The organism is Shewanella avicenniae (assembly GCF_017354945.1).
Lineage (GTDB): Bacteria > Pseudomonadota > Gammaproteobacteria > Enterobacterales > Shewanellaceae > Shewanella > Shewanella avicenniae.
Genome location: NZ_CP071503.1, coordinates 241,495 through 255,371, shown reverse-complemented (window position 1 = coordinate 255,371; position 13,877 = coordinate 241,495). Strand labels below are relative to the sequence as shown.

At 51.5% G+C, this 13,877-nt stretch carries 14 protein-coding genes; 5 read left to right on the top strand and 9 right to left on the bottom strand.

Annotated elements, in window-relative coordinates; translation table 11 throughout:
• Positions 1-82: 82 nt before the first annotated feature.
• The 3 genes from JYB87_RS01115 to JYB87_RS01105 all read right to left on the bottom strand — a co-directional run bounded on the left by JYB87_RS01115 (position 83) and on the right by JYB87_RS01105 (position 3,438).
• Positions 83-1,522 (bottom strand): M16 family metallopeptidase, encoded by a 1,440-nt coding sequence (locus tag JYB87_RS01115; protein WP_207355093.1) that lies wholly within the window; start codon positions 1,520-1,522, stop codon positions 83-85.
• Positions 1,519-2,847: a M16 family metallopeptidase gene (locus JYB87_RS01110; RefSeq protein ID WP_207355092.1), complete on the bottom strand. Its 1,329-nt coding sequence runs from the start codon at positions 2,845-2,847 to the stop codon at positions 1,519-1,521. The genes JYB87_RS01115 and JYB87_RS01110 overlap by 4 nt, the downstream gene beginning before the upstream one ends.
• A 228-nt stretch (positions 2,848-3,075) precedes the next feature.
• Positions 3,076-3,438, bottom strand: a complete 363-nt coding sequence (locus JYB87_RS01105) for a hypothetical protein (RefSeq protein ID WP_207355091.1) — start codon at positions 3,436-3,438, stop codon at positions 3,076-3,078.
• Between the two features lie 211 nt (positions 3,439-3,649).
• Here JYB87_RS01105 and JYB87_RS01100 point away from each other — a divergent pair, with 211 nt between their 5' ends.
• Entirely contained in the window at positions 3,650-5,779 is a 2,130-nt protein-coding gene (locus tag JYB87_RS01100) for a putative bifunctional diguanylate cyclase/phosphodiesterase (protein WP_207355090.1), read from the top strand.
• 6 nt (positions 5,780-5,785) lie between these two features.
• On the opposite strand, the gene JYB87_RS01095 is transcribed toward JYB87_RS01100, so the two are convergent.
• Entirely contained in the window at positions 5,786-6,382 is a 597-nt protein-coding gene (locus tag JYB87_RS01095) for a tRNA-uridine aminocarboxypropyltransferase (RefSeq protein WP_228729921.1), read from the bottom strand.
• A 133-nt stretch (positions 6,383-6,515) separates the two neighbouring features.
• Between JYB87_RS01095 and JYB87_RS01090 the strand changes: the two genes are divergently transcribed.
• Complete coding sequence (locus JYB87_RS01090) at positions 6,516-6,818, top strand: hypothetical protein (protein WP_207355088.1); 303 nt, start codon at positions 6,516-6,518, stop codon at positions 6,816-6,818.
• A 7-nt stretch (positions 6,819-6,825) separates the two neighbouring features.
• On the opposite strand, the gene JYB87_RS01085 is transcribed toward JYB87_RS01090, so the two are convergent.
• Positions 6,826-8,226: a DUF4145 domain-containing protein gene (locus JYB87_RS01085; RefSeq protein ID WP_207355087.1), complete on the bottom strand. Its 1,401-nt coding sequence runs from the start codon at positions 8,224-8,226 to the stop codon at positions 6,826-6,828.
• A 12-nt stretch (positions 8,227-8,238) separates the two neighbouring features.
• Positions 8,239-8,946, bottom strand: coding sequence for a hypothetical protein (locus JYB87_RS01080; protein WP_207355086.1), 708 nt, complete (start codon positions 8,944-8,946; stop codon positions 8,239-8,241).
• Positions 8,947-9,121: 175 nt separating this feature from the next.
• Here JYB87_RS01080 and JYB87_RS01075 point away from each other — a divergent pair, with 175 nt between their 5' ends.
• Together JYB87_RS01075 and JYB87_RS01070 are read left to right on the top strand one after the other, a co-directional pair.
• Positions 9,122-9,661, top strand: a complete 540-nt coding sequence (locus JYB87_RS01075; RefSeq protein ID WP_207355085.1) for a DUF2780 domain-containing protein — start codon at positions 9,122-9,124, stop codon at positions 9,659-9,661.
• A 65-nt stretch (positions 9,662-9,726) separates the two neighbouring features.
• A complete protein-coding gene (locus JYB87_RS01070) occupies positions 9,727-10,173 on the top strand; it encodes a tellurite resistance TerB family protein (protein ID WP_207355084.1) in 447 nt (148 codons plus the stop codon).
• Positions 10,174-10,215: 42 nt separating this feature from the next.
• On the opposite strand, the gene JYB87_RS01065 is transcribed toward JYB87_RS01070, so the two are convergent.
• Together JYB87_RS01065 and yjeH are read right to left on the bottom strand one after the other, a co-directional pair.
• A complete protein-coding gene (locus JYB87_RS01065; protein ID WP_207355083.1) occupies positions 10,216-11,040 on the bottom strand; it encodes an HDOD domain-containing protein in 825 nt (274 codons plus the stop codon).
• 71 nt (positions 11,041-11,111) lie between these two features.
• Positions 11,112-12,371, bottom strand: coding sequence for an L-methionine/branched-chain amino acid transporter (gene yjeH, locus JYB87_RS01060; protein WP_207355082.1), 1,260 nt, complete (start codon positions 12,369-12,371; stop codon positions 11,112-11,114).
• Between the two features lie 141 nt (positions 12,372-12,512).
• Here yjeH and JYB87_RS01055 point away from each other — a divergent pair, with 141 nt between their 5' ends.
• A complete protein-coding gene (locus JYB87_RS01055) occupies positions 12,513-12,932 on the top strand; it encodes an Lrp/AsnC family transcriptional regulator (RefSeq protein ID WP_207355081.1) in 420 nt (139 codons plus the stop codon).
• On the opposite strand, the gene JYB87_RS01050 is transcribed toward JYB87_RS01055, so the two are convergent.
• Positions 12,929-13,852 (bottom strand): AraC family transcriptional regulator, encoded by a 924-nt coding sequence (locus JYB87_RS01050; RefSeq protein ID WP_207355080.1) that lies wholly within the window; start codon positions 13,850-13,852, stop codon positions 12,929-12,931. The genes JYB87_RS01055 and JYB87_RS01050 overlap by 4 nt on opposite strands.
• Positions 13,853-13,877 lie beyond the last annotated feature (25 nt).

Below are 13,877 nucleotides of genomic sequence, written 5' to 3'. Positions count from 1 at the left end.
GTGTTGGCAAACATGACGGCGACATCTAAAAAAACGCCAGCAAGGCTGCTGGCGTTAGAGTGATGTCAATCAAGCACACAGCTTAGCCATCAAAGCCCACGTCTTTGATATCCACTTGGGTCACGTCACCGTATTTCGCCGCAATTGGCGCGATGTGGGCGGCGTTACCAATCAGCACAAACTGCAGTTTGTCTTTCGGGAAATACTGCGCAATCAAGCGTTGTGTCTCGGCCACAGTTAAGCCATCCACCCGCTTTTGAAAGTCGTTGATATAAGACGCATCAAAGCCGTACAGGTACATGTCACCCAACAAGCCGGCCAAGCTGCCGCTGGTTTCGTACTTTGGTGGGAACTGACCTTTTACGTAGGCTTTTGCTGACGCCAAGGTGGTTTCATCAATGCCTTTGGTCCACAAACGTTGGTAGGTTTGCAGCGCTAAGTCTACCGCCTGCTCAGTGGTGGCTTCTTTGGTGAAGGTACTGATTTGGAACAAACCCGTATTTTTGTAGCTCACGAAACCGGAGCGCGCACCGTAAGTTAAGCCGCTGTTGACCCGCAGTTCGTCATTCAACCATGAGGTGAAACGACCGCCTAAAATGGTATTCACCACCGAAAGGCCAACCATATCGGCGTTGTTGCGCGGCACACCTAAGCCACCGATCAAAAAGGTGGTTTCAATCGCATCCGATTTATTCACCAACAGCACGCGGTTTTTCGCTGGGCCATAAACCGGTTTCATCGGCACCGCAGTGTCGCCCATTGAATCGCCTTGCCACTTGCCAAATAGCGCGGTTAGTTTTTGCTTCATCTCCGCAGGGTTAAAGTCACCCACAACCGCGATGGCGGTGTTGCCCGGTTGGTAGTTTTGGCGATGGAAGGTTTGCACTTGTGCCAAGCTGATTTTCGCGACTGAATCGCTATCCGCCGCATTACCGTAGGGATTGTCGGCAAACATCTGCTTGGCAAAGTAACGACTGATCACCGATTTCGGGCTCTCTTTCGCTTGCGACAACTGCGCGATGGTGCGCTGCTTCAGCTTGTCATACTCGCTCGCATCAAATGCAGGACGCAGAATCACATCCGCCAGCAAACCGAGCATGCTGTCGGCGTCTTTATTCATAAAATCAGCACTGAAATAGCTGCCATCTTTACCGGCATCACCGTTAAGGCTGGCGCCGAGAAAATCGATCTCTTGTTCCAGTTGCTGTTTGCTTTTGCCACCAGCGCCAAGCAATGACGCTTGCGCCGTCAGTTCCGCCATACCAGCGATGCTGTCATCGATAGCGCCCGCTCGAATCACCGCTTGCACAGTGACCAATGGCACTTCTTTTTGCGGCATCAGCATCAGGGTTAAGCCGTTGGCTAAGGTCACGGTTTCATAGGCTGGCAAGGCAAATTTACCGGTATCTTGCGATACCACCACTTGCTGTGCCTTGGGCTCGCCAGTCAATTGGCAGCCAGACAAACCCACGATCGCAGTAATAGTCAGTGCTAACGCTTTCAGGGAAGTTGCGTGTTTCATTTATCTGACTCCTCTTGAGCGGCTAACACACCAACAGTTCGGTTAGAACGTTTGAGATAGGTTTGTGCAACCCGTTGAATATCGGCGATGGTCACCTTGTCGTAGGCTTTAGGCGCATCAAACAACTTTTGGTAGCTGCCAAAGAATAACTCGTAAGTGCCGACCGTATTTGATTTGCCATTGATGGTTTCCATCTCACGATAGAAATTCATCAGCTTGATATTTTTCGCTTTATCCAACTCTTGTTGGGTCACGCCGTCTTTGGCAATCAGATCCACTTGCGCAATCAAGGCATCGGTTAGGGTATTGGCGCTCACCTCTGGCGCAGCCACGCCCATTACGTAAAACAGGTTCGGGTCAAATGCCATTGGCATGTAAGCCACAACACCCAAGGCCAGCTGCTCATCAACCAAAGCGCGGGATAAGCGCGAGCTGTTGCCATCGCCCAGAATCGACGTCAGCAGATCTAAGGCGTAATAATCTGGGTCTTTGGTGGCCGGTACGTGGAAGGCTAACATCACGTTTGGCGTGCTGGCCGACTCTTTCTTCACAAAAATCCGGCGCTCGCCTTTTTGCTCAGGTTCTACGGTGCGAATCGCTGCTGGCGGAGCTTGAGCGGGGATCGGCTCAAAATATTGCGCGGCAAGTTGCTTCACTTGGGCTTCGGTCACATCACCGGAAATCACCACCACTGCGTTGTTCGGCGCATAGTAGGTTTTGTGGTAATCCACCAAGTCTTGCTGCGTCCAAGCTTGAATATCTGACTCGTGACCAATCACTGGCCAGCTGTAAGGATGGGCTAAAAACGCCACCCCTTTGACTTGCTGTTGCAGCGCACTCCAGTTGGAGTTTTCTAAGCCAGTGGTGCGTTCAGATGCCACCACGCCACGTTCGCTGGCAACCATTTTCGGGTCGATATCAAGATGAGCGATACGGTCAGCTTCCAGATCGAAAATAGTTTCCAAGGCGTTTGATGGGAACCAATCGGTATATACGGTCACGTTTTCAGTGGTGTAAGCGTTGTTGGCGCCACCAGCGGCTTCCATAGTGCGGTCAAACATTTTCGGACCGAATTTTTTCGAGCCGTTAAACATCATGTGTTCGAAGAAGTGCGAAATACCAGTAATACCAGGATGTTCGTTACGTGAACCCACTTTCCAGAACAGGTACATGTTGGCGTTAGGAATAGAGCTGTCAGGCAGCACCATAATCTTCATGCCGTTGTTCAGGGTAAAGCTTTTAATATCACTGGCATCCGTTGCTTGCGCGGCCAAAGGGCTTGCCAGCGCAGCCGCGGCCAGTAACGCAATAAGCGTCTTTTTCATCGTGTATTCCTTGAAAAGATGACCAAGTCTGCGGCTTATCTTGGTAGGTGAGACTTGATTAGGCAACCGTTTAGCAGCGCTCTGGGGCAAGAATTTTGTAACGCAAATTGTTTCATGTGAAGAATTGTGCCCGTTTTTTCGCTTAAACGGGCAAAAACGAGACTTTCGCGGGCACCACAAACATCGCCACTCGTGCAACAAACGCAGCGAGGCTTGCAACAAATATGGCTACTCGGTTTTGCGTTTGATGACTTTCATCTGCGGCTTTTCCATCTTCTGTGGCTTGTTGGCCGCCTCTTTGGCTTCTTGCAGATATTGAGCTTCGCGCTGCTTGCGTTCATCAAACTGTTGATGGGCTTTTTGCTGTTGCTGTGCTTGCCACGGGCTTGCGGACTGCCGCTTGAGCACATCTTGCTCACGTGCTTGGGTTTGTTCAGCGGCTTGCTTGGCTTTAAGCAGTTGCAAACGCTCCGTTTGCTTGACCTGTTTTGCGGCTTTATCACTCACATCGCGGCCGACTTGTTCCAGTTCGGCGGCGCTAACGCCGACAGCGAAAACAAGCCCTATTGACAGTATCCAATATCGATTCATTTAGCGTTCCTTTTACAAAAGAATCAATAGATTCAAAGCACAATCACACAAATCGTGTGGCAGTTCGTTGATAATCGTATTTTTCTACATTAAATCAAATTTTTGATTGAGATAGCCCTGAAATCTGGTTATTTTTTGCTAGTTATATTTTAACCCATTTTCACTCAGCTTGAGCTCGCCCTACTTGGGGGCTATAACGGAGATCCCCCTGATGGCGCACTGGGCCAAAGTACTACAGCGACTAGAAATAGATAGTGCGATGCAGTCACAATGGGACTGGTGGCATGAACATGCCGAAGATATCCCATTAGCCCTGTTCTACGACCTCAAATTTGTGGCCGCCAATGACGCCGCCTTAGCCTACTTTGGCTGTTTAAGTAACGAGATCATCGACACTGCCATTTACGATTTTTCGCCCCGGCTGCAACTCGACGGCCACAGCAGTATCGAACAGGCGCGCAAGCTATTTGAAGAAGCCGAACTGGCTCCGCAAACCCAACAGTGGTTGCACTTGCATCGTAACGGCAAAGAGCTTCCCACCCGATTGTCGCTCTATCCGGTGAGTTTAGACAACAAACCGATGATCCTCGCCCGCTTTGAGCCGCTTAACCGCCGCGCTCGCCCAAGACAAGAGCAAGAACGCAACCGCGAGTTTGATGCAATTCCGCGCAGTGTGTTAGCCAATATTTTGGAAGAAAGCGCCGAAGCAGTTGCCATTACCGATGAACAGCACCATATCATCGCAGTCAATAAAGCGCTGTGCCGCTTAACCGGTTATAGCCCGGCGCAACTGGTGGGTGAATCACTGTCATTGCTGGATGTTGCAGGAGATATCCACCTAAAGGAGTGCCAACTGGCGCTCGCTGAGCGCGATTTTTGGCAAGGCGAAGTCCTGCGCCAACGTGCCGATGGCAAACAGTTTCCCGCGTGGCAAAACAGTCGTCGGTTCAACAACGAACAAGGCGGCAATTACCTCGTTACCATCTTTAGCGATATCAGCAGCCGTAAGCAGCTCGAAGCTCGCCTCACCACTCAGGCGATGTACGACTCACTCACTGGCCTGCCAAATCGGCGCCACATGAAGCAGCTGTTACGCGCAGCACTCGATGAACACGCCCAACGCACCGATGCACGCTTAGGCGCCTTGATGTTTATGGATCTTAACGGCTTTAAGCATGTGAACGACTGCTTTGGCCACTCCATGGGCGACATGATTTTGCAGATGGTAGCAGCGCGGTTAGAAGCCGGTTGTATTGAAAAAGCCGACATTGCCCGTATGGGCGGCGATGAATTTACCCTGATCATCACCGACTGCCATGATAAAAAAGAGGTACTGCGGTTTGCCGAACAGATCATGACGCTGTTTGATACGCCGTTTGAACTACAAGGGCAGAAGTTTTACCTCGGCACCAGTATCGGCATCAGCCTATTTGGCCAAGAACCGATCAGCGCCACTGTGTTGCTCAGCCAAGCCGATACCGCCATGTATGTGGCCAAGCAAAGCGCCGATCACATCATGTTTTACGATACCAGCATGAGTGAAGAGGCTGAGCATCGGCTCAAGCTGTTGGGCGATCTGCGCCATGCCCTCAGTCTGGGGCAGTTTAGCCTGTATTATCAGCCCATTGTGAATCTTTCTGACGGCACACTCTTGGGCGCAGAAGCGCTGCTGCGCTGGCAAAAGACCCGCCATGAGCTGCTGGAAGCGGTCGACTTTGTGCCGCTGTTGGAAGAAGCCGGTCTGATTGTCACGGTGGGCAATTGGGTGCTTGAGCAAGCCTGTATTCAAGCAGCACGCTGGCGCGAACAACAATCACCGGACTTTGTTATTTCGGTCAACGTCTCGCCGTTGCAGCTTGAGCATCTCGATTTTATTGGGCAGATTGAAAAGGTGCTGTTGAACACCAAACTGCCGCCAGCCGCCTTGATGCTGGAAATCACCGAGTCAGCACTGCTGCACCATCCGCAACAAGCGCGCGCCACCTTAGCCAAAATTCGCCAAATGGGGATTAAAGTCGCCATTGATGACTTTGGCACTGGGTTCTCATCCTTGAGTCGCTTGGGCAATATGCCAATCGATAGTCTAAAAATTGATGGCGAGTTTGCCCGCGAGCTTTACCATCGTCGTGGCCAACAGTTGTGCCAAGCGATTGTGCAGCTCAGCCAAGCACTGGAATTACACTTCGTTGCCGAAGGCATTGAAACCAATAAGCAAAAAGAGATGTTATTGGCAATGGGCGAAGGCTCAGCGCAAGGTTTCCTGTTTGGCTACCCGCTGCATCCAAACGAATTTGCTATGGCGCATTTCCATCCAGCGGCCAGCACCCAAATCTGCAATTAGCCCGCATTAGTAACGCTTGCGCACCTCGGCTGGCATCCGTGCCAGTCGCTGCGCGACAAGTTCATCCAACAAGGCCAAACAGGGCAAAATATCCAAACTCGGTTGCAACTGCTGCAACGCAAACACCGCGGCTTCTAAGGTCGACAAACTGTCGCTGCGCTTCGCTTTGCGGATCCGATACTGACTGCCATTGTCACACGACAAACTAAGCCGCGGCAGTTGTAGCAGCCACGGATTTAAACACAGCATCCGATGCACTTTGCGCCAAGTACCATCCAATAACAGCAGCGTATCAATCGCTTGGGCGAAGGTTTGCGTCACTGTCACTTCGGCTTGAGCATCATCTGGCGGATAGACCAAGGCACACTGAGTGGCCAGCAGTTGCTGCCGCAACGCAGCAAAATCCGCCGCAGTTTCTCCGACGATCACTTGAGTTTGCGGGATCGCCAACTGCAGTAATCTGACACTATTTTTGGTGTGGCTCACCTCGGAAGGATGTTGCAGCACCACCAGTTGTTGCGGCACGGCAATCGGCTTTACCGCCGCGCAAACACAGGCTGACTGCGGGTAACCGCAATGATGGCAATAGGTGCGTTTTGACAAATCGCTCGGCATTAATGGCATTTTTGTGATGAACAGACAATTAGCAGTCACTGAAACAGGGTAGTTTAATAGAACTTTAAGCTTTGGTGTCCATATTCAAGGATACCCGCAACAGTTAACCCGAGAGAAGCTTATGCAACGCTATTCGATTTGGCAAAATCAGTCATCATTGTGGACGTTCGCGCTCGGGCTGCTGTTTAGTCTGCTGTTTTTGGGATTTTTACTGTTAGCCTTGCCAGTCATCCTGCTGATTGGCTTAACCTTGTTCGCTATTTCTTTCTTTATTGGCCGCCAACGCGTGAGTGGTTTTGCACAGCAGATGTGGCAGAGCTATCGGCCACGCCAATCCCAAAGCGACATCTACCGTAACTCACCCCACGTTGAACGCGATGGTCAGTGGCGCAGCAACGGCCGGGTATTTGACCATCAAGATTAACGCATGGTTATTGCGCTTCTGCCTCGCTCAACAACTCTAGCGCTCGACTGAGCGACTTGCGCTCCGCTGCATTATCGCTCACCGCCAACACATTTTGCGTTTGCTGCTTTAGCGAGGCAATGAGTGGCGTGACCACCGCCAGTTCGTTGCTGTTCGCTCGCCCTTTCGCCATTTTCAGCCACGCTGCGGCTTCTACCACATCGATACGGCCAAAACTGCCATCTGTCAGCGCAATCGCCAACTCAATCATGGCTGCTGAGCGCTGCTCATAACGGATCACTTCTCGCAGATAATGCTCCGCTTGCGACAGATCACTGCCGAAGGATTGCTCCTCATTCAGCATGTGCTGTGCCCGCGCCAACATGGCATCTAATTGGCCTTGTTCAGCGGCTTCCGCCAACCATTGTTCACTAGCGACGATATCAAGCTCACAGCCTTCACCCCGCGCCAACATTAATGACAGATGATACTGCGCATGCGGATAACCACTTTGCGCCGCTTGCTTAATCCACTGAAATGCTTGAGTAAGCTGCTGTTGCTGATAGAACAACACGCCAAGATTGGCCATCGCTTCGGTTTGATCTTGCACCGCTGCGGCATGCAGATAATGCTCGGCTTTGGCTAAATCAACTGGGAAACAGTGACTACCGACCAGATAGAAATAGCCCAGCAACGCCATTGCATCGGTCACCTGCTGCTCGGCCGCGGCAGCAATCAACTGCTCACCACGCTCCGGCTGTGGCGCATCACGATAACCGTGCAGCAAAGCCACGCCATATTCAAACTTAGCACTGGCTTCGGTTTCACTGGCTTGCTCAAACCAATAGGCCGCCTTGGCTAACAGACGGTTGGCATCGTCGAGCTCGCCCTCACCCTCAGTTTTCTGAATCAAGGCGCGGTTTTTAAAGGCGACCCCCAGCAGATACTGCGCATGATGATCATCTTGCATTACCGCACGGTAGCTTAATTCGCGGCTGTCGAGCTCGCGTGCCTCGGCCAGTTGATACTCAGGCGCTTCACTGCCAATGAGCCGCGGATAGGCCATAGCCACCACACTCAGCAAGCCGCTTAATGATTTATGCGCCAGCTTGGCCAGCGCTTCATTGGAGAGGTGATATTTTTCTGGGTGAGCGCCACGGTTACCGTCTGCGCGTAACCGGTGCAGCGCACGGGTCAAACGCACGTCTATCAGGCGCTGCCGGTTTAACTGCTCGATACGGTCATACAGATTGGGACTATCAAACTGCAGTTGATGCGGCGCGGCCAGCAATGCTGTGAGTCGATGGGTAAAACTGCGGACATGCAGCAACGCTTGGGTAGGCACATCATGCACATAGCGCTTGGTGTTACGATATTCGTCGCCGAGCTCAGGCGCAAGATTCGCAACAAACTGCACGTCATCAAGCATCGGCGCGCTCCGTTATGCCTGATTCAACGAGCGATTGACCCGATACAAGCGGAACAAGGCCACGTTGACATACAAGCTGAAGAATCCAATCACGGTTTTAAGCACCAGATTGAAGATAAAGGGTGCGTCAGGCATGGCACTGGCCAGCAAAGACTCCACCATCATAAATGGCAGATACAACAGCAATACCGCGATGGTTTTACCGGTAAACGCTTGGCTGAACATAAAGCTTTCGCGAATCGCTTGCAGTGGCGAGAGGCGCTCAACCACCAGCATAAAATTCACATACGCAAGCCGCGCCCCGAGGTAAGCACTGATGCCTAAGCCAATCACCACCGCCGGGCCAAAAGCACTGAGCAGCATAGTGGGTGCCGCGATGGCTAACCCTGACAACACTCCAGCCAATAACAGCCCCGGAATGTAAGGTAAACTGTGTTTGATCAGCGCCGGTGCCGGTGGCTGATGCCCCGCGGTGCGCAGTTCCATGAACAAGGTCAGCGCAGCAATCAACAGGGTAAACAGCAGCAAAATGGTCATCACCACGGCAACTTGGGTACCGTTAAACTCAGGCGCTTGCTGATCCATCTGCTCAATTGTGTTACCTAACCACAGCTGCAAGCCGATCTCTATCGCTAGAATGGGTACGGCAAAGGAGGCCAGTTGCCACAGGTGATTACGGAAAAAATAATAGGCTTCAGTCAGGATGGAGGAGAGCGACATTCAACTTCCCAGCAGTGGTTAAAGGTAAATTTTGGACGAGCCCAAGAATACCGAAAATCCGTGGTTATTGCATCGCTGAAATTGATTAGCGTGGCGGCCTAACAGGAAATTCGTGCATCGACAATCCAAGTATGCCTAGAATATTAGCCACTTTTGGATAAATGGAGTTTCCCCAATGAAAGCCTCTGTTGTATTACTGGCCGCACTGACTGTACCGATGGCGGCCAATGCTGGCCTGTTAGATACCCTGTCATCGAAGCTGAAACAAACCACTACGCAAGCGCCAACCCAAGCGCAAACCACGGCAACCACTGACGCCGTTTCTGGCGATCTGGTCAGCAGCGTCATGTCGCAACTGAACCTGAATCAGCAGCAAGCGGAAGGTGGTTTAGGCAGTTTGTTGACCATGGCAAAGTCGAGCATGAACACCACAGACTTTGGCCAAATTTCTAATGCCATTCCTAATGTTGATAGCTTGCTGGCAGCGGCGCCGAGCCTCGACAGCAATTCAGGCATGAGCGGTTTACTCTCTAAAGCCGGTAGCCTCGGTAGCTCACTGCAAGGTAGCGCCATGGTGTACGACGCTTTTTCTAAACTGGGGATTTCAAAGGAGTTAGCCGCCCCGATGGTGCAGATTTTGAAAAACTATCTGCAATCACAAAGTGGTGAAGGCACTGCGGCCCTGTTAGGCCAAGGCTTAAGTGCATTAATGTAATTTAATGGAACTCTGACGCGGTGTTGTGTTTCTAAACCTCACCGAGTTGCGATGGAAGAACCGCTATGATCGCCAAATTAAAGCAGTTTTTAAGCGAACTACAAGCGACACCCGACCCTGAAACCGAAGCGCGGCAGCTCAAGTTAGCCGCCGCCTGTATGCTTATGGAAGTGGTCTTTGCTGACGAGCAGATGTCTAACGCAGAAGCGGCGTTATTGCCGTCGTTGTTGCAAAAGACTTTGGATATCGATGCCACAGAAGCGCAAACCTTAGTGGATGAGGCAACACAGCGTGGCCAACACGCAACCTCGTTATTTGAATTTACCTCGGTGATTAACGATAACTTTTCAGTGGCACAGAAGCAGCAATTAGTATTGGCCATGTGGCAAATTGCCTATGCCGATGGCGAGCTATGTCGCTATGAAGATCAGATTATTCGTCGCTGTGCCGATCTGCTCTACTTAAAGCACTCAGAGCTGATCCAATTGAGAAATCAGGCAATGCCGCACTAGCATTGCCTGAACTTTGGTACGACAGCGGTAGCAGGGATCAAACTATCCCAGTTGCTGCGCCATCTCTTCACCTGAACCCACTAGCGATTCCAATTTCAGCGCTAAGCCATCTAACTGCAACCGCAAACCATACTCATCAAAGATTTGGGCCAACCAACTGGTACGCTCCTGCTCAGGGCCTGCGGGCCAGTTGTCGATAATCAGTTTCGCCAAAAACACTATTTTGCCGTAAGGCGAGCGTTTTTCAGCGAGTACTGGATTGTTTTGGTAGCGTAAACCTTCCACCAACTCATCAGAGAAGCGCCACTCGGCCGCAAGAGTGGCCGCAACCTCCGCTGGCTCTGTGCCAATCAAATGTAAGCAAAGCTGACGTAAATCTGCCCCCTGAGCAACAGCCGCTTGCACCTGTTGCCATTTCGCGGGTTCCATCAAGGCCAACAGTAGTTCACCCACGTTGTGTAACAAGCCGCAGGTAAAGCCAGTATCAGCACGCAATTTGGCGCGCTTGGCGAGCTCTTGCGCAAAGAATGCCACTTCAAACGAACGCCCCCAAAACTCGATAGGGTTGACCCCTGCAGGCACTTTAATGGAGGAGGAGATTGCTGAGGCGGTCACCAGAATTTTTACTGGCTGCTGACCTAAGCGGATCACCGCCTCGTCAATCGAGCCAATTTCACGGCTGCGACCAAAGCGCGCAGAGTTGGCCATGCGCAACACTTTGGCGCTGATCAGCGCGTCACAAGAGACCTTTTTCGCCAGCAATTCCATTTCCACGTTGTCATCATTGACCGCATCCAGCAGGTCACTAATGGCTTTTGGTAATCTTGGTAGCTGATCTATTCGACTGATAATTTCCGCACTTCCCATTACTGTTCTCCAATGGCAGGGTCTGAAATTAACTATAGGTCAGCTTTTTTACGCTGTTTAAAAATAACTCACTAACAAGGATGTTGCGTGGGGGCGCGGCGTTGTTTAATCCGTTGTTGCCACCACAGCAAAACCAACAGCACCACCAACAAAACTATGGCGTAGATCATCGCACTACCAAGCGAATAGGCCAGCAACAAACACACAGTGCTACTGAATAAAGCTAATGGCCGAGCCGATTTATCAAGCAGCTTGAGCGCCGCTAACATCGACAACAGATAGATACCGACAAACACACCGTTCGCCCATGAGAGCAGCTGCTCCAAGCTGACATCAGCAACATAGTTGATCACGATGACGCCTGCCATCACCAGTAAGACTATGGCCAACGCGCGCACCGGCACTTGATATTGATTCCGCTGTTTAAACCAACCGGGCAAAATACCCTGCTCACTAAAACTGCACAGCAAACGCGCAACACTGGCGCTGTAAACGTTAACCGTTGCCAGCCCAGACGCAATCCCCAATCCGCCAATCACTGCCGCACCATAACCCCCAAGCAAGGTATCAAACGCGCCCATCATCGCCACTGGCGCATCGGTGTCGGTTTGCAACAGCAACCAACTACACGCCAAATAGATAGCGCCCACCAGCACAGTGCCGGTCATCATCGCCGGCACCAGATCTTGCGCAGGACGACGAAAATCCGCCGACAGATGGGTCATCGCCTCAATCCCGAGAAAACTCCAAAAGGCGATACCAAACGCCTTGAGCATGGTCGGGATTTCAACATCGGCGCGTTGCAAACCGCCATCAAGCGCCGGATGGATAATGCCAGATAGACACATGGCGATAACCACCGCCGCCATCGCCAAGGTCAGCAGCAATTGCGCTTTAGCAGACACTTGAATACCGCGCAAATTGACCACCAACAGCAACAGCAATACTGCCAGCTCGCAACTCACTTCTACCCAACCGGAAATCGGCACCAAGGCGTTGATAAACTGCATGGTCATCAGAATAGCGGCGGGCGCGCCAATCGGTACAATCAACAGAAAACACAGTCCGATGGCTCGCCCAAGTAAGCGGCCAAATGCCTGTTCGACAAAATAAGCTGGGCCAGCCGCATGGGCGTATTTGCTGCCAAGGCGCGCAAACACTAGGGCGATGGGAATAATGGCCAAGGTTAATAAGCCCCAGGCCAATAGCGCCCCTGCGCCCGCGATATCAATGGTCATCTGCGGCAGAATAAATACACCTGTGCCCAAGAGCGTGGTGGCCATAAGTCCGGCGCCCTGCCAGCGGCCGATGGTTCCTGAAGTTGCAGTCATTTGATACATTAAGTGCGATAACAATTACCGGCAGTATAACGGTTTCGCGCAGCGCGATCCGTGTGAATTTGCCGTGAATATTGCGCTTCACGCCGACGATTTGTCGGCCTTAGCTAACTTGCCAGTGGATGCTGATTGCAAATGGATAAATTTGATCAAGCGATTATTGCCGCGCTCCGCCAAAACGCGCGTAGCAGCGTTTCGACCATAGCGGACGAAGTGGGTTTGTCTCGCAGCGCCGTGTCGGAACGGATCAAAAAGTTGGAACAAACTGGCGTTATTCGTGGCTATCAAGTGATGTTGAGTGAATCGCAAAAAGACGGCGTCAGTGCCTATTTCGAGATCCAACACCAATGCAAGAGCTGCGCTGAAATCGCCCATCTATTCCGCGCCTTGCCAGAAGTACTCACCTGTCATGGCATTTCTGGCGAGATGGATTTATTGGTGTTTGTCAAAACCCCAACCATGCAGCGGCTTCATCAAATTCGCGAGCAGATCGACGCCCATCCTGCCATTAGCAAAATCAAAACCCATGTGGTGATGAGCGAGTGGATTGTTTAAGCCGCGTCGCTTTCTTTAAGTTTGCGAATATCGGTCAGCGGCGGCGCACCAAATTGACGCCGATATTCACGGCTGAACTGTGATGGGCTTTCATAGCCAACCTGAAAACTGGTCGACATCGCATCGAGGTTTTCGGTCAGCATCAACCGCCGCGCTTCGCTGAGGCGTAACTTCTTCTGAAACTGCAACGGTGTCATCGAGGTGATGGCGCGAAAGTGGGTATAAAACGCCGACTTGCTCATACCGGAATCTGCCGCCAATTCGCCAATATTCAACGGTTGTGAATAATGACGTTTGAGCCAGTTAATCGCATGAGTGATTTGATGGCTGTGGCTTTCAGTCGCCACAATCTGACTGATACGTGCGCCCTGCTCGCTGTTCAACAGCCGAAAATAGATTTCCCGTTTAATCATCGGCCCAAGCACCTTGATGCTGTCGGGTTCATTCAGTAATGACACCAAGCGAATAAAGGCATCCATTAACGCGGGGGAAATTTTGCCCAGCGACAAGCCAGCATGTGGTTGTTTATTGTGATTAAAGCTAAATTCACCAGCGCTGATCAGCTGTGAAATCTCGGCCAGATCCAGATCGAGCGACAAGCCCAAATAGGGTTTCGCTTCACTGGCCTCGATAATATTGGCCACCACGGGTAACTCGACTGACGAGACCAAGCAATGCAGCGGATCATACACATAGCTTTGTTCGCCGAGCACCACCTGCTTGCTGCCTTGGGCAATCAAACAGATGCAAGAGCGGTGGGTATAACTTACTGGCGGTGTGGGTGTACTCCAGCGGCCAAGAAACAGTCCATCAATTGGCGTCTCAATGTTGTGCCGATCCACGCTGTGCTGCGCAATCAGGTTTGCCAGTGTGTGCGCACTGTCATTATGGGCAGTAAATGCGAGTGTTTCAGTTGCCATCTGTTCAGTCACCCAACTCTAAAAT

Coding starts and splice junctions, on each gene's coding strand:
- JYB87_RS01115 (WP_207355093.1), bottom strand. CDS start 1,522: ATGAAACACGCAACTTCCCTGAAAGCGTTAGCACTGACTATTACTGCG.
- JYB87_RS01110 (WP_207355092.1), bottom strand. CDS start 2,847: ATGAAAAAGACGCTTATTGCGTTACTGGCCGCGGCTGCGCTGGCAAGC.
- JYB87_RS01105 (WP_207355091.1), bottom strand. CDS start 3,438: ATGAATCGATATTGGATACTGTCAATAGGGCTTGTTTTCGCTGTCGGC.
- JYB87_RS01100 (WP_207355090.1), top strand. CDS start 3,650: ATGGCGCACTGGGCCAAAGTACTACAGCGACTAGAAATAGATAGTGCG.
- JYB87_RS01090 (WP_207355088.1), top strand. CDS start 6,516: ATGCAACGCTATTCGATTTGGCAAAATCAGTCATCATTGTGGACGTTC.
- JYB87_RS01085 (WP_207355087.1), bottom strand. CDS start 8,226: ATGCTTGATGACGTGCAGTTTGTTGCGAATCTTGCGCCTGAGCTCGGC.
- JYB87_RS01080 (WP_207355086.1), bottom strand. CDS start 8,946: ATGTCGCTCTCCTCCATCCTGACTGAAGCCTATTATTTTTTCCGTAAT.
- JYB87_RS01075 (WP_207355085.1), top strand. CDS start 9,122: ATGAAAGCCTCTGTTGTATTACTGGCCGCACTGACTGTACCGATGGCG.
- JYB87_RS01070 (WP_207355084.1), top strand. CDS start 9,727: ATGATCGCCAAATTAAAGCAGTTTTTAAGCGAACTACAAGCGACACCC.
- JYB87_RS01065 (WP_207355083.1), bottom strand. CDS start 11,040: ATGGGAAGTGCGGAAATTATCAGTCGAATAGATCAGCTACCAAGATTA.
- yjeH (WP_207355082.1), bottom strand. CDS start 12,371: ATGACTGCAACTTCAGGAACCATCGGCCGCTGGCAGGGCGCCGGACTT.
- JYB87_RS01055 (WP_207355081.1), top strand. CDS start 12,513: ATGGATAAATTTGATCAAGCGATTATTGCCGCGCTCCGCCAAAACGCG.
- JYB87_RS01050 (WP_207355080.1), bottom strand. CDS start 13,852: ATGGCAACTGAAACACTCGCATTTACTGCCCATAATGACAGTGCGCAC.